An 18,342-nucleotide genomic window follows, 5' to 3' on the forward strand; every position below is an offset into this window, starting at 1 on the left:
CCATAGCGGGTCATTCTGGGGACAAGTATGCGTAGTTTGTTGACGACGGTCATGATCGCGGCGGCCGGACTGGCGATCGCGGCACCGGCGCACGCGCAGGACCGGTCGGTCGATGCGCGGCTGGGCCAGCTGGAAAAGCGGATGAACACGGTCGAACGCGTCGTGTCGCGCACGTCCGGGCCGCTGATCCAGCCCGAAATCGGTCCCGACAACCAGCCGGTCACCGCCCCGGGCACCCCCGCCAGCGCGCCGCTCGCCGATCTCGAACAGCGCCTGACCTCGGTCGAATCCGAATTGTCGAGCTTCACCGGGCGGCTGGAGACGGACGAGCACAAAATGCAGCAGCTCGAAGCCGATTTCGCCGCGTACAAGCGCGCGACCGATGCGCGGCTGAAGGCGCTGGAGGATCGCGGCGCGGCCCCGGCCGGCGATGCCGATTCCGCCGCGGTCGCCGACGGCCCGGCGCCGGCTCCGGTCAAGTCGGGCCCTAAGCCCTCGGCCGGCTCCGCGCCCAAGCCCGCCCCTGCCGCCGGCGACCCCGATCGCGCCAAGGCGGTCGCCGCCGTGCCCAAGCCCGCCGGCAAGGACGCGGTCGACAAGGCAATGTACGCCTATAATTACGCCTATCGCTTGTGGCAGGCGCAATTCTATCCCGAGGCCGAGGCGCAATTGCAGGGTTTTGGGACCAAATATGCCGGTCATCGCCTGGTCAGCCGCGCGCAAAACCTGCTCGGCACGATCTATATGGACGACAACAAGCCCAATCTGGCCGCGCAAATCTATTACGAGAATTATTCCAAGCTGCCCGATGGCGAGCGCGCCGCCGACAGCCTGCTCAACCTGGCCAAGGCGCTGACCGTGCTCAAGAAGCCGCGGACCGACATCTGCCGCGTCTATACCGAGCTGAACGACGTCTATGGCTCCAAGCTGACCGCCGCGCAAAAGGCCGATGCGGAAAAGGGCCGTGCCGCCAACCGATGCGCCGCCTGAGCTGACGCGCGCGATCGACCCGGCGACGCTCGCGCGGTTCGCCGCCGATCTGTCGGCGCTGTGCGACCCGGCGCGCGACCGCGTGCTGGTCGCGGTATCGGGCGGGCCCGACAGCCTGGCGCTGCTGTTGTTGACTCACGCCTTGCTCGGCGATCGCTGCGTGGCGGCGACGGTCGATCATGGATTGCGCCCCGAAGCGGCGGACGAGGCGGCGTGGGTCGCCGATCTCTGTGCGGCGCGCGGCATCGACCATGCCGTGCTCAGCGGTCCCCTGCCCGAGCGGGCGGGGCACACGGCCAATCTGTCGGCGAGGGCGCGGGCGCTGCGCTACGAATTGCTCCAGGCCCATGCCGACGCGGTCGGAGCCACCCATATCGCCACCGCGCACCATGCCGACGACCAGGTCGAGACGCTGATCATGCGGCTCAACCGCGGCGCCGGGGTCGGCGGGCTGGCAGGGGTACGCGCGAGTGGTCAGAGGATGGGCGGACGCGTGATCCGGCCGCTGCTCGGCTGGCGTCGCACCGAGCTGGGCGCGATCGTCGCGGCGGCGGGGATCGTCGCGGTCGAGGATCCGAGCAATGTCAGCGACCGGTTCGACCGCGCGCGGCTGCGCAAGCAACTCGCCGCCATCGACTGGATCGACCCCTTGCGAGTCGCGGCGAGCGCCGCCGCCTTGGCCGATGCCGAGGACGCAATCGCCTGGATGGTGCGTCAGCTTGGGACGGATCGTATCGCGGCCGACGGTGATTCGCTGACGCTCGACCCCAGCGGCTTGCCGTTCGAGCTGGTCCGCCGGCTGGTCGAGCAATGCGTCCGCCAAATGGACGCCAGCGCGGAAATCCGCGGCTCCGCATTGGTACGGATGGTCAAGGCGCTGGAATCGGGCGACACTGCGATGCTGGGCGATGTGACGGCGGTGGCGCTGTCGCCCGCGGCGTGGCGCTTTCGCAAGGCTCCGCCGCGTCGATTGCTCTGATCGACGTTGTTCCATTGCCATTAAGGCTTGGTGCCTTATCTTTAAGGGCACGAAAGGTATCTCGCGACGATGAACGACAACGACAAGCAGCCCGGCCAGGACGGCGGCGGCAACAACTGGGCCCGGAACCTGTTGCTCTGGGTGGGTATCGCGGTTGCGCTGGCGGTGCTGGTGGCCATGCTCGGCGACCGCGCGACGACCCCGGCGGGCCAGCAATTGTCCTATTCGGGCTTCGTCGCCAAGGTGAAGGACGGATCGGTCAAGAAGGTCGAGATCGCCGGCACCGCGATCAAGGGCACGATGAAGGACAATTCGACCTTCACCACCAATGCCGGCGTGCCCGATCCGCAATTGGTCCAGCGCCTGATCGACAACAATGTCGAGGTCGTCGCCAAGCCCGAGGAAACGCCCTCGATCTGGCAATATCTGCTCGTCCAGTCGCTGCCGTTCGTGCTGATGCTGGCGATCGCGTTCTTCGTCATCCGCCAGATGCAGAAATCGTCGGGCTCCGGCGCGATGGGCTTCGGCAAGAGCCGTGCCCGCATGCTGACCGAGAAACAGGGCAAGGTGACGTTCGACGACGTCGCCGGCATCGATGAGGCGCGCGAGGAATTACAGGAGATCGTCGAGTTCCTGAAGGACCCGACCAAGTTCGCCCGCCTGGGCGGCAAGATCCCCAAGGGCGCGTTGCTGGTCGGATCGCCCGGCACCGGCAAGACGCTGCTGGCGCGCGCGATCGCGGGCGAGGCGGGCGTGCCGTTCTTCACCATCTCCGGCTCGGACTTCGTCGAGATGTTCGTCGGCGTCGGCGCCAGCCGCGTGCGCGACATGTTCGAACAGGCCAAGAAATCGGCGCCGTGCATCGTCTTCATCGACGAAATCGACGCGGTCGGCCGCCATCGCGGCGCCGGCCTGGGCAATGGTAACGACGAACGCGAACAGACGCTCAACCAGCTGCTGGTCGAGATGGACGGGTTCGAGGCGAACGAAGGCATCATCATCATCGCCGCGACCAACCGGCCGGACGTGCTCGACCCCGCGCTGCTGCGCCCGGGCCGGTTCGACCGCCGCGTGACGGTGCCGCTGCCCGATATCGAGGGGCGCGTGCAGATCCTCCAGGTCCATATGAAGAAGGTGCCGCTGGCCCCCGACGTCGATGCGCGCACGCTCGCGCGCGGCACGCCGGGCATGTCGGGCGCCGACCTCGCCAACCTGGTCAACGAAGCCGCTTTGATGGCGGCGCGATTGGGCAAGCGCTTGGTCGCGATGGCGCAGTTCGAGCTCGCCAAGGACCGCGTGATCATGGGCACCGAGTGGAAATCGCTCGTCATGACGCCCGAGGAAAAGAAGATGACCGCCTATCATGAGGCGGGGCATGCGCTGGTCCGCATCCATGAGCCGGCGTCGGATCCGATCCACAAGGCGACGATCATTCCGCGCGGCGGTGCACTGGGCATGGTCGTGTCGATGCCGGAGCGCGACAATTACTCCTATCATCGCGACAAGATGTACGCCGACCTCGCCACCGTGATGGGCGGGCGCGCGGCCGAGGAGATCATCTTCGGCTACGACAAGGTCTCGTCGGGCGCGAGCGGCGACATCAAGCAGGCGACCAAGCTCGCCCGCGCGATGGTGATGCGCTGGGGCATGTCCGACAAGCTCGGCCCGCTCGAGTACGAGGAAGAGCAGGGCGAGACGTTCCTGGGCTATTCGCAGACCCAGCGGCACAATATGTCGAACGAGACCGCGCTGATGATCGACAGCGAGATCAAGGCGCTGATCGACGGCGGCCACAAGCGCGCGACCCAGGTGCTGAGCGAGAATATCGACCAGCTCCACCGCGTGGCGGGCGCGCTGCTCGAATACGAAACGCTGACCGGCGACGAGATCAAGGCGATCGCCGCGGGCGAGGACATCAACCGGCCCGACGCGGGTGCTACGACCTCGACCCTGCCGAGCAGCGGGACGTCGATCCCGAAGACGCGGCGACCGTCGGGACCGTTCGGGAATCCGGCTCCGGCTGGGGCGTAAGGTTCAGCGATTGTAGTGATGCGAGAGGCCCTTCCCGCGCGAGCGGGGAGGGCTTTTTTTTTGTTTGCGAACTCGATATCGCAACTTGCCGGCTGTCGTAGTACGGATCCATATGGGATATGACTTCTTGAGCTGCACGTCGGAGGATCGCTAGGCGGACCAGACGTTGGCTGGGGCCTTGGTGATCCAGCAGTGCAGCCAACGTAATTGCACAGCTGCGTGCAATCCGCGGTGCCCTCAACGGCAGGTAAGCGCGCTAAAGGCGGTCGTTGGACGGCCTGGCCGCCGGTCCCGAAACCGGCCATTCGTTCAGGCTTGCGATTAACGTCGGCTACTGGGTGGTTAGCTGCCATTGACCCCGCGAGTGTCGGCGATACCGTGGCGAAATGCTGACAAAGCGTCTTTTCCGGTTTGGCTATGAAACTCCCGGCCAAGCTGAGAGAAACGCTAAGCATGGCTGGGACGACGAGGACAGCGCCGGTGTCTGGATCGCCAGCGTCTCAGAGAAGGAGGCAATGCAGTGGGGTCGCGCTATCGCAGAGCAGTTTGTTTCGTCATTGTTCGCGCAAGGCGGCAACGCATACTTGTGGACGGGTGATGGCTTCGCCCATTGGATAGAAGACGACCCCGCGATCTTAGCAGCCGCCGGCGATCTACCGGTTGTGACGGTCGGCGAGATGCCTGATTTCGACGCGATGCGGAGCAGTGTCTAGCATCCGCAAATGGGTCGGGAGCGGCCATTGTCGCCGATCCGGATTTGATTGACTGCTTCGCGCCCCATCGTCGGTCGTTCAGCGATCGGCTGCGTTCGCTGAACGCTGACCCTCGTGCCGCTGCCGCAGAGTGTCGGCCATTAGGTAGAAAGCGGTCGTTGGGCGGTCCCCCGAGGCGCTATCATCCCCCGATCGCGGGTGCGCGTGCGAAAACCCTGCCAGTCGCCAATTCAACCTCGGAGGTTTGACTTCTCAGCACCGCCGCCCGCAGCGCTTTGTCAGGGTGAAGGTGCTTTAACCGACAAATCACATTGGCAGCAATGGAACGGCGGCTTTGGGGATCGCATGACGGACGTGTGCGCTGTTTTTGCCATGAATCAAGCGGCGATGCGGGAGCCCGCCTTCTTCAAAAGGTCGGTGAAGTCCAGCATCAGAAATAGCTCCGCATCATCGCTCGTATTGGTGGTTCGACTGTTGCAATTGGTTATATTGCCAGCATGGCAAATCACGAGCATCCGACCATCAACGATTTCCTCGCCCGGCTCTACACGATCCGCGATGATGCCGGTGCCCGCGCGAAGGCGGAGGCGAACGCGATCTCGACGCGCAACGCCGCGCGGGGCTTGCTCCGATCAGGAGCTACGCTGAAGGCAATGGCCGAGCTGATCGAGAAGGAGTTCGATGCGGCCCTTAGCGAGATGCTGGCGGCGCTCCGCCATATGAAGTCGGTGCCGGACATCGACTATCAGGCCTGCCGGGATCAGGCATTCTTCCGGGCACGCGACCTTCTTCCCGTGCTGCGCGGCGCAGCCGAGCTGGATAAATGGATCAACATGATGGGGCGCGGCACGGCCGGAGACGTAATCAACAAGCGCGTGGAGGCTCTGCTTCCCAAGATCGATTACCGCTTCCGGCAATTTGATGTCGGCCTGGATCAGGTCCGGGTTGCGAAAGGTGAGCCGGAGTCACCGGCGGCGTCGGCAGAGTCACCCGTGCTACCGGCTGACCCGCCAGTTGCTGCACAGCTTGAACATGAGCCCCGCCCGTATCAGGTGGCGCTGTCGTTCGCGGGTGAGCAGCGCGAGTATGTGCGCGACGTTGCCCGCGCTCTCGCTGCCCGCCACGTCGCCGTCTTCTATGATGAGTTCGAGGCAAATACCCTCTGGGGCAAGGATGGCGCCGAGCACTTCCACCAGATCTACTCGCGCGGCACCCAGTATGTGGTGATGTTCATCTCGGCCGAGTACGTCGCAAAAGCATGGACTCGTCAGGAGCGGCGCTCGGCGATCAGCCGTCAGATAAAGGACGAGGCCGAATATATCCTTCCTGTCCGGTTCGACGACACGGCGGTGCCCGGGCTCCCCGATACAATCCAATACCTCTCGGCGGGACGCTACACACCGGCCGCGCTCGCGGTCGAAATTGCGAACAAGGTCGGGGTCGGACCGACGTCGGGCAAGGCGTCCGACGTGCCTCCGCCTACGTCCGGGGCCATGTCTGGCGAGGTGACGTTCGACTACGGCGCGTTCAACGGCCGGTACGTCATCGGCACCGGCGCAACGGCATTCGAGACCCAGTGGAGCAAGGGAAGCGACACCAGCATCCATCTCTACAACGACCCCCAATCGATCCATGGTATCGCCGTTGCGCGCGGGGCGACCGCCATCGAGCAGATCACCGATGCGTCCGCTTATGACTTCACCTCCCGCTCGCGCACCCTCCAGACCGGTGAAATTGCAGTCCTTCGCAATACCAACGGCTTCTTCGCGGCGGTCCAGATCCTTGGAGTCGATGACGGCGCGCGGGGGGCTCCAAGTGATGCGCTGACCATGCGGTATTTGATCCTTGCCCTAGGGGAGCATGATTTCAGTGCGCGGATTGGCGCGGCGACGATGGCCTGAGTGGATGAGCGGAGGATCACAGGTGTCGGCAACGCGCCCATCGCCTGCCGAAACCGTCGCCGGCATGACGACGAAAGCCGATAAGATCCGCGCGCTCGCGCTCGCAGGATATCTGCGGACCGAAATCGCGACCCACCTCGACATCCGATATCAGCATGTCCGTCAGGTTCTCGAGCGATCGGGGATCGATCTCGGCCGATCACGAGGCAACTCCGCTGGCGCTGCGCCGGCAGCACGAAAGGCGGTGGTAGAAGCTGTCGCATCGACGGCGAAGGCGGCTCTCCCCTATCCGGTGGAGCGGCTGATCGCGGCCGGCTTCTCGCGGCTCGGCCAATGGGCGCTGGTCGGCGATGGCGCCTTTGAGCTTGATTGCATCGTTCCGGCCGACCCTGGGGTCTATGTCTTCGTCGTCGACGGTGTCATCCGGTATATCGGCCTGACCCAGCGCGGCTTGCGCGGGCGCATGGGGCACTATGTCCGAGGTCACAGCCGTCAGCGCACAAGCGCGCGCGTGAAAGGCTTGATCCTTGCCGCCCTAGGCGCTGGCAGCCGCGTTGAAATCCTGATCGCAACCCCGGAAGCCACGGAATGGCGGGGGCTTCCAGTGTTGACGGCCCCCGGCCTTGAGGCCGGACTTATCCGAATGATCCAGCCCGACTGGAATATGCAAGGGATCCGGGCCCGATCCGGCGAACCGAAAACAGACTCGCTTGACGAGGAGTCTCAGGAACATAGCAGGAGTAAGTGAGTCTCTGTGACCGATGCCCACCAAGCCGTCTTTTTCTGACGGTCTGCGGAGCGATCCATAGGCAGCTTCTGTCAGGAGCTGACCACGGTAGCTGATTTGAACGACTGACGCCGGTCGCTAGCCGACACCGGCGCGCTGAGTGTGAGAACGGCAGTTATCCCGGTTCGATTGCCCGAAACCCGCCTGTCGGAAGACGGCCCAAAACGAGACATCCGAATTACGGTGACTGAATTACGGTCAATCCGTAACGCCTCCCCATCGGCCCGCACCCTCGCCCTTCCACGTCGCCACAAACACATCCCGATACGCCGGCCTCCTCGGGTCGATCGGCCGGATCGGCGTCACGCCGTGCAGCACGCGGTGATCGTCCAGCAGCACGGCGTCGCCCGGCGCCGCCAGGGTGAAGCGGTCGATCTGCGGCTGGCCGGCGATGCGGATCTCGGTCACGCCTTCGTCGGCGTTCACTCGATCGATCAGCATCACCAGCACCCAGTCGACGCCGTCGCGGTGCATTCCCTCCGGGGTTGGGCGGCCCGCTTCGTGCGCGGTCGCCTCTATCCGGAACTGGTGGAGCTCGACATGCCAAAGGCGGGCCGCGTCGCCGCCGCCGGCGCGCTCGAAGCAATCGGTCGCGCCGCGGAGCAGGTGCCGCATCATCGCGCTGTCGACGATGCCGTCTTCGATCGGTTCGAACCAGCGCTGAACGTCGCCGTTCAGCCGATTATAGTCGCGGCTCTGATAATGCGGCTGGTGCGGCTTTCGCGCGATCGCATCCGGCGTGATCGCCAAAGCGGCGTGGCGCCGCCGGCGATAGCGGCCGCCATCGGCCATATAGCGATCGAGCCCGAGCCGGTTCCACGATTGGGCGAAGTCCCGCCATTCCGGATCCGACGCCGCCGCCGGCAACCAGTCGATCGCGCCCGGCGCCGGGCGAACGAAGCCCTGTGCCGCCAGCTCGCCGGCCAGGCGCTGGTCGGTCTCGTTCCCGATCGTCTCCAATGGTCGAGGCACGGTGCGGTCCCCTATCGATGGCGCGCCCCGGTCATCGAGGCGCGCCGCCCGCCATATAATCCTTCGTGCGGCCAGATCATGGCGGACGCGGACCGGTGGCCGCATTCGGCCGCCCGATTGACCGCGGCGCGCCTCAGTGTATTAAATCATTATGGCACTACGAATTGACCGCGTCCCGGTGCCATTGCGGGACGCGGGTACGCCCGATTTCCACCGGCCGCGACAGGGGAGCCTGGCCGCCGATCGCCGCCGCGACACTATCTGCTGATGCCAGCCCGGAGGGTGAGATGGATCGTCGACAATTTCTGGCAAGCGCCGCAAGCATCGGGATCGTCGGCGTCTGGGCGACGCGATCGGCCGCCGCGCCGTCGCGCGTCGCGTGGCGCGAGGACCGCGCGCTCTATCCCCAGGGCGTCGCGTCGGGCGATCCCGACGACCATAGCGTGGTGCTGTGGACCCGGCGGCCGTTCGATCGGGGCGATCGCCACGCGCTGACCGTCGAAGTCGCGATGGATGCGGACTTTCGCCGCGTCGTCGCGACGGCGCGGGTGCCGGTGCTGGCGGCGGCCGACTGGACCGGCCGCGCGCTGGTCGGCGGCCTGTCCCCGGCGACGACCTATTGGTACCGGTTCACCGACGACAGCGGTGCGGGCAGCCGGGTCGGGCGCACGATCACCGCCCCGCGCGCGACCGATCCGCGCCCCGTCCGCTTTGCCTTCGTGTCGTGCAACAGCGTCAACGAGGGCGCGCAGAACGCCTATCGCCGGATGATCTGGGAGGATGAGCGCGCGCCCACCGACCGCAAGCTGGGCTTCGTGCTGCATCTGGGCGACTTCATCTACGAGGTCGTCGAATATCCCGACGAGGTGCCGCATCGCTATTCGCGCACCGTCTATGACCTTGGCCGCATTCCCGATGCGCGCAAGGTCAGCAACTTCCACGTGCCGACCAACCTGGCCGGCTATCGCCATGTCTATCGCGCGCATATCGACGATCCCGACATCCAGGACGCGCGGGCCCATTTCCCGTTCGTGTGCATCGGCGACAATCACGAATTCTCGTGGCAGGGCTGGCAGAGCTTCATCAAATATGGCGGCAAGATCGAACCCGCGCAGCCGCTGCGCGTCGCCGCCAATCAGGCGTGGTGGGAATATATCCCGTCGCGCGTCCGCAAGGCGTCCGGCGCCGGGCTCGACCAGTTCGGACCACCGGTGGTGGCGAAGGCGCCGATCGAGACGTTCGACGATCACGGCTTCGGCACCGAGCCCAATAACCGCATCGCGGTGGGCAGCATGACCGCCTATCGCGCGCTGCGTTACGGCCGGCACGTCGACCTGATCCTGACCGACTTCCACAGCTACAAGGCGGCCGACCCGACCGACCGGCCCGAAGCGGCGGCGCTCGATTCGGGCGATTATCCGGTCCTTCCGCAGGAATGGATGGAGATCGTCGACGGCGGGAGGGACTATGCCGGCGGCAAGCCCCCCGCGACGATCGCGATCGGCGACAAGACCATTCCCAATTTCCGCAAGGACGAGCCCGCCTATACCGTGCTCGGCCGCGAGCAGAAGGCGTGGCTCAAGGACCGGCTGACGCGATCGACCGCGACCTGGAAGATCTGGGGCGCGACCAACGGCACGCTCGACATGCGGACCGATCCGCAGAACCTGCCCGCCGGCCTAATCAAGGCGCCGTGGCCGGGCAAGGGGTATGGGACCTTCGGCAGCGGCGACTTCAGCGGCGCGTTCGCCGAGCGCGCGGAAATCTATGACATGGTGCGCGACCACAAAGTGTCGGGGTTCGTCACCGTGTCGGGCGACCGCCACAGCTTCTGGGCGGGCTATGCCGCGCCGGCCCTGCCGCCCGCGGGGTTCGCGCCGGTCGGGATCAGCTTCATCACCGGATCGATTTCGGCGCCCGGCCTGGGCGAGGCGGCCGAATATTTCAAGGACTCCCCCACCCTGCCGCTGTTCGTGCGCAAGCCGGCGGGCGGGGCGCCCGAACACACGATCAACCTGACGATCAAGCGCGGCGTGCGCAGCGCGCTGGAATATGCGGCGAGCGGCGACATCGCGAAGGCGCGCGCGCTGACCAATCCGGACGTCGCGCCGCACCTGGAGTTCGTCGACATGGCCGGGCATGGCTATGCCGTAGTCAGCGCCGGACCCGACGCGATCGACACCGAGTTCGTCTGCATCGTCCGCCCGATCGCGCGCGCCACCACGCCCGACGGCGGCCCGCTGCGATACCGCGTGTCGCACCAGGCGCGGCTGTGGCAGCCGGGCACTCCGCCGAAGCTCGAGCAGCGGGTGATCGAGGGAGACGCCAAATTGTCGATCTGACGGTATCGGCGGCGGGCAGTAAGACGATCAGGCGCCTGGCCGAACATCGGCGAACCTTATGGCCCGGATCGGTTATGGCCATCCAACCCCAAGCAACCGCGAGTCACGATTGGCCGGGTTATGCTCAGTCTGCCTTTGCCGCCAGCGGCGCTGCCCTGGTGCGCATCACCTTCATCGGTGGGGCGCCATCGATGAAGGTGAAGCTCGAAAAATCCGGTGCGAACTCGACCGTGACGCCCAACGATTCGGATCGGAAGCGCGTGGGAGAGAGCGCGACCAGACGTTCGGATGCCGAGGCGGGGGCCCCGACGAACCTTGCAAACAATCCGTCCGGACGGGCTTCGAGGTCGACGTTCAACCCACTACCTGCAAAACGCCCGGCAGCTTTGGAAAGCTGGGCGAACGATAACGTCCTTTCCTCGGTCGCCGGTACTACAATGTCCGGCCAACCATAGTCGGCCGCAACGGCCCGGACGACTTCATTCGTCAACCGCCGGCCGTCTCCGCCATTGGTCATCACAACGATGCCATCGCCCTTGCCGACATAGCAGACCATGAAGGATTCGAAACCCGGGTTTACGCCATCGTGGCCGAAGCGGGGGACGCCGTCCCCGTAAAGAGCAAGTCCGAGCCCCCAATTGTCCTTCACTGGCGTCATCATCACTCGCGTCATGGCGGGCGACAGGCGGTGACCCTTTTTGCCCGAGGCAGAGGCCTGCAAGTCGATCAGCAGGCGAGCGAGATCGCCCGCGGTTGTCCACAAGCCCGCCGGCGCGAGCTGGGGCATGACTTCATAATTGCCCGGCATGGGTTTGCCCCAGGCCGAACCGAATGCCATGTCGGCGCGGATCGCCGGCGAGGGCGGCATGGCGAAGGCGCTGCGCGTCATGCCAAGCGGACCCAGTATTTCGCGTTGCGCAAGGTCGGCGAAGGACATTCCGCTCACGTCCGTGAGCGCGAGTTGCGCCACCATGTAACCGCCGCCGGAATATTCGAACTGCGCGCCCGCTGGCAGTATGCTGCGAACGGGCGGGCCATCGGCACCTTCCAGGATCTGAACGGTGGTGGGGAGCGTCGCGCCGGGCCGATATCCGTGATCGAAACCGTGAACGTTCAGCCCGGCCGTGTGGCTCAGCAACTCGCGAAGAGTGACGCCGTTGGGGGCCAGTTTCTCGTCCTTCGGCAGTTGCCAGGACCGAAGCGATTCGTTGATGTTGCGATCAAGACCGATCTTGCCTTGCTCGACCAGCCGCAGCGCTATCACCGCCGTCACCACCTTGCTGATCGACGCGGCTTGAAAGGCGGTGTTGGGAGTGACCGGCGCGCAACTTGTAAGATCACGAACACCCCAGCCGCGCGCCCAGGCGATCTTGCCGGCGTGGAAGACCGCGACGCTGATCCCAGGCACATCGTACCGGCGCATCTCCTCCCTGAGAGTCAGCGGTTGGTCGCCGGGCTTGATGACCGGAGGGCGCAGGTTCGTTTCGACATTGCGGGTATGCGCATTGCTCGGTCCGCCGGCCGCGAGGGTAGGCGCGGCACACGGTGTTGGCGCGGACTGTGCCATCGCGGGGCTGCAAGCGGCCGTGCTCAGCAACAAGGCGCAGAAGATCATTCGTGCGTGTGGCATCGTCTGGGTCTCCAACAATCTGAGGGTTAGGCGAAGGAAGAGGCCGGGAAGCGCTTCGGCCCTGAAGTGCTAGCGGGTCATGACGGCGGCAAATTGAGGTCGGCGTGCCAACGCCCCAGGCCGGCGATCAACGTCAGTTCGATCCCCAGGACTCCGCCCAGCGTGACGGCTTGGCCGACGTCCAGAAACAAGCTGCCCATGAAGAGGATCTGTGTCGTGATCGCGGCGAGAATGGCGGCGCCAACCGATGTAGCTCGCCCCCAGTCGCGCTCGAGCATCAGCCATGCGAGACGCAATTGCGCGCCCCCCGATAGAAGCAACAACAGGGTCACCGAAGGTGCCGCCACGCGAAAGGCACCATCGACCAGGAGTTTCTGGCCGGAAGTCATGCTGGCGCCCAGGGCTCCTTGCTCCCCGAACAGATGAGGCAGCCCAAGAATCGCGGAGCTGATTTCGATTGCCGCTATCGGTACCATCACAGCCAGCGCCAGCGCGTAATTGGTCAGGACGAATCGCCCTTCCTCCCGCATCGGCATTTGGCGCAACGCAGCCGTCAAACATCCAATTGCGAACGTCAGCGGGCGACGGTCCTCGACGGCGGCATCGAACTCCGCCCGCATGGCTTGCGCCCACTCATGCCGGTCTTTCCCCAGACATCGGCATGCGAGCGTCATCAACGCACGGGATAGAGAGAGCATCATATCCGAACGGCTTTCGCCGATAGCGTGCGATCACTCAACGCGACGTCCTGACTCAGCGAATATCCCATGGCGGTCAGACGATAAGCATGACGCGCGGGGCGGCCGGGCTGGGCGGGCTCACGCCATTCCGCCTCTACCAGTCGCTGGTCCGTCATCCGCATCAACAGCGGATAGAGCGTGCCCGAAAGCAGTCCGGTCTCTTTCATCAGATCGTAGCCGTGGTGCCACTGTCGATCGGACAGAGCATCAAGGAGCGCGATCATTTGCTTCGACGGTCGCCGCTGTCGTGCCATTCCTCATTTTCAACATATGTAGATTTAATAGTCAAGCGCCGTCGCTTCGTGGCGGCGAGCGGTGTCAGAAACTCGCGATCGAGCTGAATGAAAGAGGGTGGGCGGAAGCGATCTTTGCAACGCCGTCTGGCTAGCGGCGCGACCAGCTTGACTTCCTTTCTCGAACTTACGTTAACGTAAGACAGTCCTCGCGGCGCCAACGCCGCGGGCAGAACATATCGGGGAGGATCGCCGACCATGCGGATCAAACACCGTCTCGCCTTCGCCTTGTGCTTCGCCGCTGCATTGGCCCCTGCCACCACCGCTTCCGCCTGGTCGAACCAGGGGCATATGGTGACCGGGGCCATCGCCTATGACGATCTGGCCAGGACCGATCCCGCGCTGATCGCGAAGATAGAGGCGATCATGGCGGACCATCCCGACAAGGCGCGGTTCGACCGGGCGCTGGCGGGGTTTTCGGGCGAGGCGCGGACCCGGCGCTTGTTCGAGCTGATGGCGCGCTGGCCGGACGATGCGCGCAAGGGGCCCTATGATCATCCCGGCTGGCATTATTGGCTGCGGCTGGTCCCGTCCCAGGCCGATCCCGCCAAGGTCCCGCCGGCGTTGCTGGCGATGAGCACCGGGGAAGCGGTCGAGGCCTATCGGCTCAACCTGGCGACCGTGCGCGATGCCTATGCGCCGGCGGCGGATCGCGCGGTGTCCTTGTGCTGGCTGTTCCACCTGGCGGGCGACATCCAGCAACCGCTGCATGGCGGGCACCTGATCTCCGCCCGCTTTCCGTTGAGCGACCGCGCGGGCGAAGCCGGCTTCGTGCGGCCGGCCGAGGGGGCGGCGGCGACCAATTTGCACGCTTATTGGGACGACACCGTCGGCGGGGACGGGGATGACGACGCCAATGTCGAGGCGGTGCGCGTGCGGCTAGACCGGGCCTGGCCGCGATCGGCGCTGAGCGAATTGAGCGGCAAGGCTGATGCCGATGCGTTCCGGTCCTGGGCGGACGAGAGTTTCGGGCTGGCGCGATCGGTCGTCTATAAGGGCGGCACCTATGAAGGCGCGGCGACGGCGGCCGCGGCCTTGCCGGTCCCGCCGGGCTATGGCGATGCGCGCCGCACCACCGGCGAACGCCGCGTCGCGCTGGGCGGCCATCGCATCGCCGATGCGGTGCGGGCGGCGTTGGGCAAATAGGGCAAGATCGTCCGTCCAAGCCCGCGCCAAGTCGATCATAAATCGGCGATTATTCCTTTCCCGACAGGAGCGGTTCAGGATCTGGAGCGTAGTGGACTCCCGAAGGATGGCCGATATGCGCGCTCGCTCCGTCTCCGTTCTGTTGTTCGGCGTGCTCGCCACGCCCGCTTTGGCTGCGCCGGCGGCGCAAGAGTCGGCGGCCTGGGTGAACCGCCTGACCTGGGGCGCGTCCGCGGCGGATACCGGGAGCGACAAGGCCGGTAGCGGCCATTGGCTCGACGCCCAGCTCAAGCATCTCGACGACAGCCTGCCGCCCGAGGCCGCCGCCCGGATCGCGGCGATGCGGATCAGCCGCGAACCGCTGGCGGCCTTGGTCGTCGAGCAGGATGCGGCGATCCGCTATGCCAACAAGCTGCCCGATCCCGCCCAGCGCGACGCCGCGCGCAAGGCCTATCAGCAGGGCATGAACGCGCTGGCCAATGAAGCGGCGACGCGGTCGTTGCTGCGCGACCTCTACGCGCCCGACCAATTGCGCGAGCAATTGACCTGGTTCTGGTTCAACCATTTCAACGTCCAGGCACAGAAGCGCGATATCCGCGCGATGGTCGGCGATTACGAGGACACGATCCGCAACCATTCGCTGGGCAAGTTCCGCGACCTGTTGGAAGCGACGCTGAAGCATCCGGCGATGCTGCGATACCTCGATAACGACCAGAACGCGGCCAACCATATCAACGAGAATTACGCGCGCGAGATCATGGAGCTCCACTCGATGGGCGTCGGGTCGGGCTACACGCAAAAGGACGTGCAGGAACTGGCGCGGATCCTGACGGGGGTCGGGGTCGACCTCAGCCCCAATGCGCCCAAGCTCAGCCCGCAGCGCCAGGCGCTCTATGTTCGCGCCGGATTGTTCGAGTTCAATCCCAACCGCCACGATTTCGGCGACAAGCAGTTCCTCGGTCATACAATCAAGGGCAGCGGCTTTGGCGAGGTAGAGGAAGCGCTCGACCTGATCGCGCGGTCGCCGGCCACCGCGCACCATGTCTCCGAGCAACTCGCGACCTATTTCATGGGCGACACGCCGCCCGCCGCGGTGGTCGATCGCATGACCGCGACCTGGCAAAGGAGTGACGGCGACATCGCGCAAGTGCTGCGCACGATGATCCGCGCGTCCGAGTTCCGGCAATCGCTCGGTACCGTGTTCAAGGACCCAGTCCATTATGCGATCTCGTCGGTGCGCCTGATGTACGGCGACAAGGTGATCGTGAACGCGCAGCCGATCATCGGCTGGCTCAACCGCATGGGCGAAGGCCTGTATGCGCGCGAAACGCCCGACGGCTATCCGATGACCTCTGCCGCCTGGACCGGACCCGGCCAGATGTCGGTTCGGTTCGAGATCGCGCGGCAGATCGGGGGAGGCGCGGCCGGGTTGTTCAAGCCCCCCGTTCCTCCCGCCGCCGTGGCCGCCGTCGGCATGGGAGAGGCGCCGACGATGATGGCGCCCGGGATGACATCCGCCACGCCGCCCGCCGCCACCGCGCCGCTCGCGCAGCCGCCCGTTCCCATACCGGCACTGCCCAGGCTGCAGACCGCCGCCTATTACAGCGCCGTCGCGCCGGCACTGGGCGGGCAGACCAGGACGGCGCTGACCCAGGCAAGCTCGCCGCAGGAATGGAATGCCCTGTTCCTGTCATCGCCCGAATTCATGCATCGCTGACGCAACGGAGAAGGCTCATGTTGCTCGATCGCCGTGACCTTATCGCCGGTGCCGCCGCATTGGCGCCGCTGATCGTCGCCGGGCGCGCCTTTGCCGCGCCGCAAGCGGGCAGCCGGATGCTCGTCGTGTTCCTGCGCGGGGCCTATGACGCCGCCAACATCATCGCGCCGACCGGAAGCGATTTCTATCACGCCTCACGCCCGACGATCGCGCTGGGCAAGCCCAATCCGGCCGACCCCAATGCGCCGATCGCGCTCGACGCCGACTGGAGCCTGCACCCGGCGCTCAAGGACTCGATCTATCCGCTGTGGCAAAAGAAGCAGATCGCCTTCGTGCCGTTCGTCGGCACCGACGATATGAGCCGCAGCCATTTCGAGACCCAGGACACGATCGAGCTCGGCCAGCCGATCGGCGGCCACCGCAACTACAATTCCGGCTTCATGGCGCGGCTCGCTTCGGCGCTGGGGCAGGACAAGCCGATCTCGTTCACCGACCAGCTTCCACTGTGCTTTCGCGGCGGGCCGGTGATCCCGAATATCGCGCTGGCGGCGGTCGGATCGAAGCCCGCCGTGCCGCCCAAGGACGCCGCGCTGATCACCGCGATGTACAAGGGGCAGCGCAGCGGCGCGAACGACCTGGGCAGCTCGGTCGCGGAAGGGTTCCAGGTGCGCGACACCGTGTTCAAGACGGTCGACGAGGAAATGAAGGAAGCCAGCCGCGGCGCGGTCAGCCCCAAGGGCTTCGAACTGTCGGCGCGGCGGATCGGGCGGCTGATGCGCGACCAGTTCAACCTCGCCTTCGTCGATGTCGGCGGGTGGGATACGCACGTCAACCAGGGCGGCGCGCAAGGCTATCTGGCGACGCATATCGGCGAGCTTGGACGCGGCCTCGCCGGCTTCGCCGATGAGATCGGCCCCGATGCCTGGCGGAACACTACCGTCGTCGTCGTCTCCGAATTCGGCCGCACGTTCCACGAGAATGGCGACAAGGGCACCGACCACGGCCATGGCAGCATCTATTGGGTGATGGGCGGCGGCGTGAATGGCGGGCGCATGGCCGGGCCTCAGGTCGCGCTGTCGCAAGCGACGCTCAACCAGGGCCGCGACCTGCCCGTCCTGACCGATTACCGGTCGATGATCGGCGGGATCGCTGCGCGGCAATTCGGCCTGGCCGGCGACCGGCTCGGCGCTGTGTTTCCCGCAGCCAAACCGGTCGACTTGCGCCTCATCTGATCAACTTCAGGGTCGGGAAGCGCGCTTCCCCACGCGCCGCCTCTCTCTCACTCGATGATCATGCCGACGACGTGCCAGGCACCGTCCTCGCGCTCGAGCGTGACGCTTTCCACCGCGTCAGGCTTGTTGGCGTAGTGGGCTCGGAACTTCACGACTTCATAGCCATAGGGTGGCGCGGGAAGGTTCTCCTCGCTGAGGAAGGTCCGCGAAATCACCGCGCCCAGCGAGGCGCGCATTTTTTCGGACACGTCAGTCCAGACTTGCGCAGTATTCAGCTTGCGGAACGCGCTTCCAGTCGCGCGATAACTGTCGTCCCAGCGATTCTGGTCGACCAGCGCCAGCCATTGTCGCGTGACGTCCATGACTTCAGCATTGGGTTTGGCGTCGACGGCGACGGGCGCCGATGGCGGCGCTGACGCGGCCTGGGGCAAGGCGACGAATGCCAATAGTCCGAGAGCAAAGGTCATGAGCAACACTCCGATGACGATCCAGGGATGGCGGGCAATCCGCCCTGCGCCGCTGACCGGCGCCCTTCCCTGATCCACGCCAACGCGGCTCGCGGCTTCCCCGATTCTTGCGTCCCCCAACAAATCGGGGGTCAGTGCGCCCGGCTCGCCACCTTCGGATTCGAACAGCAAGCGCGCGGCTTCGCGGCTGCTGGACACTGCCATCTTGCGGCGCGCGTCGCGCAATCGCTCGTTGATCGTGTGGACCGAGAGACCAAGGCTGCGCGCGACCGATTTGGCGTCGTGACCGCGGACGATCAGGCGCAGCGTCTGCTTTTCCTTCTCGGTCAGGGCGCCAAAGCCGTCTTTCACCGCCATGTTCATATCGCACCGGCCTAAGCCGGGCGCACGGTAGCAGCTACC

The 18,342-nt window shown here is 65.6% G+C and carries 15 protein-coding genes; 10 read left to right on the top strand and 5 right to left on the bottom strand.

The features are described 5' to 3' along the window. Positions 1 to 27 precede the first annotated feature (27 nt). From Q0L25_RS04955 to Q0L25_RS04980, 6 genes are all read left to right on the top strand, one after another. On the top strand, positions 28 to 990 hold the full coding sequence (locus tag Q0L25_RS04955; RefSeq protein WP_296612083.1) for a hypothetical protein: 963 nt from the start codon (positions 28 to 30) through the stop codon (positions 988 to 990). Further along, positions 965 to 1,969, top strand: coding sequence for a tRNA lysidine(34) synthetase TilS (gene tilS, locus Q0L25_RS04960; protein WP_296612084.1), 1,005 nt, complete (start codon positions 965 to 967; stop codon positions 1,967 to 1,969). The genes Q0L25_RS04955 and tilS overlap by 26 nt, the downstream gene beginning before the upstream one ends. A gap of 69 nt (positions 1,970 to 2,038) precedes the next feature. Beyond that, positions 2,039 to 4,000 (top strand): ATP-dependent zinc metalloprotease FtsH, encoded by a 1,962-nt coding sequence (gene ftsH / locus Q0L25_RS04965; RefSeq protein WP_296612086.1) that lies wholly within the window; start codon positions 2,039 to 2,041, stop codon positions 3,998 to 4,000. Positions 4,001 to 4,386: 386 nt separating this feature from the next. After that, positions 4,387 to 4,713: a hypothetical protein gene (locus tag Q0L25_RS04970; RefSeq protein WP_296612087.1), complete on the top strand. Its 327-nt coding sequence runs from the start codon at positions 4,387 to 4,389 to the stop codon at positions 4,711 to 4,713. A gap of 497 nt (positions 4,714 to 5,210) precedes the next feature. Continuing rightward, the gene (locus Q0L25_RS04975; protein WP_296612088.1) at positions 5,211 to 6,614 is read left to right on the top strand and encodes a TIR domain-containing protein; all 1,404 of its coding nucleotides are present in this window, start codon (positions 5,211 to 5,213) and stop codon (positions 6,612 to 6,614) included. Between the two features lie 64 nt (positions 6,615 to 6,678). Further along, on the top strand, positions 6,679 to 7,362 hold the full coding sequence (locus Q0L25_RS04980; protein ID WP_296612090.1) for a GIY-YIG nuclease family protein: 684 nt from the start codon (positions 6,679 to 6,681) through the stop codon (positions 7,360 to 7,362). 237 nt (positions 7,363 to 7,599) lie between these two features. Here Q0L25_RS04980 and Q0L25_RS04985 read toward each other — a convergent pair whose 3' ends face one another. Continuing rightward, positions 7,600 to 8,373, bottom strand: a complete 774-nt coding sequence (locus Q0L25_RS04985; protein ID WP_296612091.1) for a 2OG-Fe dioxygenase family protein — start codon at positions 8,371 to 8,373, stop codon at positions 7,600 to 7,602. A gap of 287 nt (positions 8,374 to 8,660) precedes the next feature. Here Q0L25_RS04985 and Q0L25_RS04990 point away from each other — a divergent pair, with 287 nt between their 5' ends. Then, positions 8,661 to 10,715, top strand: coding sequence for an alkaline phosphatase D family protein (locus Q0L25_RS04990; protein ID WP_296612092.1), 2,055 nt, complete (start codon positions 8,661 to 8,663; stop codon positions 10,713 to 10,715). Between the two features lie 124 nt (positions 10,716 to 10,839). On the opposite strand, the gene Q0L25_RS04995 is transcribed toward Q0L25_RS04990, so the two are convergent. From Q0L25_RS04995 to Q0L25_RS05005, 3 genes are all read right to left on the bottom strand, one after another. After that, on the bottom strand, positions 10,840 to 12,138 hold the full coding sequence (locus Q0L25_RS04995) for a serine hydrolase (RefSeq protein ID WP_296612094.1): 1,299 nt from the start codon (positions 12,136 to 12,138) through the stop codon (positions 10,840 to 10,842). Between the two features lie 284 nt (positions 12,139 to 12,422). Beyond that, positions 12,423 to 13,046 carry a hypothetical protein gene (locus tag Q0L25_RS05000; RefSeq protein WP_296612096.1) on the bottom strand — a complete coding sequence of 208 codons (624 nt, stop codon included), beginning with the start codon at positions 13,044 to 13,046 and terminating at the stop codon, positions 12,423 to 12,425. Beyond that, on the bottom strand, positions 13,043 to 13,309 hold the full coding sequence (locus Q0L25_RS05005; protein ID WP_296612098.1) for a PadR family transcriptional regulator: 267 nt from the start codon (positions 13,307 to 13,309) through the stop codon (positions 13,043 to 13,045). The genes Q0L25_RS05000 and Q0L25_RS05005 overlap by 4 nt, the downstream gene beginning before the upstream one ends. Before the next feature lie 267 nt (positions 13,310 to 13,576). Here Q0L25_RS05005 and Q0L25_RS05010 point away from each other — a divergent pair, with 267 nt between their 5' ends. The 3 genes from Q0L25_RS05010 to Q0L25_RS05020 all read left to right on the top strand — a co-directional run bounded on the left by Q0L25_RS05010 (position 13,577) and on the right by Q0L25_RS05020 (position 17,473). Next, positions 13,577 to 14,524 carry a S1/P1 nuclease gene (locus Q0L25_RS05010; protein WP_296612100.1) on the top strand — a complete coding sequence of 316 codons (948 nt, stop codon included), beginning with the start codon at positions 13,577 to 13,579 and terminating at the stop codon, positions 14,522 to 14,524. A 115-nt stretch (positions 14,525 to 14,639) separates the two neighbouring features. Next, on the top strand, positions 14,640 to 16,241 hold the full coding sequence (locus Q0L25_RS05015) for a DUF1800 domain-containing protein (RefSeq protein WP_296612101.1): 1,602 nt from the start codon (positions 14,640 to 14,642) through the stop codon (positions 16,239 to 16,241). A 17-nt stretch (positions 16,242 to 16,258) separates the two neighbouring features. Then, positions 16,259 to 17,473 (top strand): DUF1501 domain-containing protein, encoded by a 1,215-nt coding sequence (locus Q0L25_RS05020; protein WP_296612103.1) that lies wholly within the window; start codon positions 16,259 to 16,261, stop codon positions 17,471 to 17,473. Positions 17,474 to 17,520: 47 nt separating this feature from the next. On the opposite strand, the gene Q0L25_RS05025 is transcribed toward Q0L25_RS05020, so the two are convergent. Then, positions 17,521 to 18,303, bottom strand: a complete 783-nt coding sequence (locus Q0L25_RS05025; RefSeq protein ID WP_296612105.1) for a DUF4019 domain-containing protein — start codon at positions 18,301 to 18,303, stop codon at positions 17,521 to 17,523. Positions 18,304 to 18,342 lie beyond the last annotated feature (39 nt).

This window comes from Sphingomonas sp. (genome assembly GCF_024508665.1).
Taxonomy (GTDB): Bacteria; Pseudomonadota; Alphaproteobacteria; order Sphingomonadales; family Sphingomonadaceae; genus Sphingomonas.

Bases quoted from the DNA above. Each gene is read 5' to 3' on its own strand.
- Q0L25_RS05010 (WP_296612100.1), top strand. From the start codon at position 13,577: ATGCGGATCAAACACCGTCTCGCCTTCGCCTTGTGCTTCGCCGCTGCA.
- Q0L25_RS04970 (WP_296612087.1), top strand. From the start codon at position 4,387: ATGCTGACAAAGCGTCTTTTCCGGTTTGGCTATGAAACTCCCGGCCAA.
- Q0L25_RS04995 (WP_296612094.1), bottom strand. From the start codon at position 12,138: ATGCGCCGGTACGATGTGCCTGGGATCAGCGTCGCGGTCTTCCACGCC.
- Q0L25_RS04980 (WP_296612090.1), top strand. From the start codon at position 6,679: ATGACGACGAAAGCCGATAAGATCCGCGCGCTCGCGCTCGCAGGATAT.
- Q0L25_RS05025 (WP_296612105.1), bottom strand. From the start codon at position 18,303: ATGAACATGGCGGTGAAAGACGGCTTTGGCGCCCTGACCGAGAAGGAA.
- Q0L25_RS04955 (WP_296612083.1), top strand. From the start codon at position 28: ATGCGTAGTTTGTTGACGACGGTCATGATCGCGGCGGCCGGACTGGCG.
- Q0L25_RS04975 (WP_296612088.1), top strand. From the start codon at position 5,211: ATGGCAAATCACGAGCATCCGACCATCAACGATTTCCTCGCCCGGCTC.
- Q0L25_RS04990 (WP_296612092.1), top strand. From the start codon at position 8,661: ATGGATCGTCGACAATTTCTGGCAAGCGCCGCAAGCATCGGGATCGTC.
- Q0L25_RS05020 (WP_296612103.1), top strand. From the start codon at position 16,259: ATGTTGCTCGATCGCCGTGACCTTATCGCCGGTGCCGCCGCATTGGCG.
- ftsH (WP_296612086.1), top strand. From the start codon at position 2,039: ATGAACGACAACGACAAGCAGCCCGGCCAGGACGGCGGCGGCAACAAC.
- Q0L25_RS05005 (WP_296612098.1), bottom strand. From the start codon at position 13,309: ATGATCGCGCTCCTTGATGCTCTGTCCGATCGACAGTGGCACCACGGC.
- Q0L25_RS05015 (WP_296612101.1), top strand. From the start codon at position 14,640: ATGCGCGCTCGCTCCGTCTCCGTTCTGTTGTTCGGCGTGCTCGCCACG.
- Q0L25_RS05000 (WP_296612096.1), bottom strand. From the start codon at position 13,046: ATGATGCTCTCTCTATCCCGTGCGTTGATGACGCTCGCATGCCGATGT.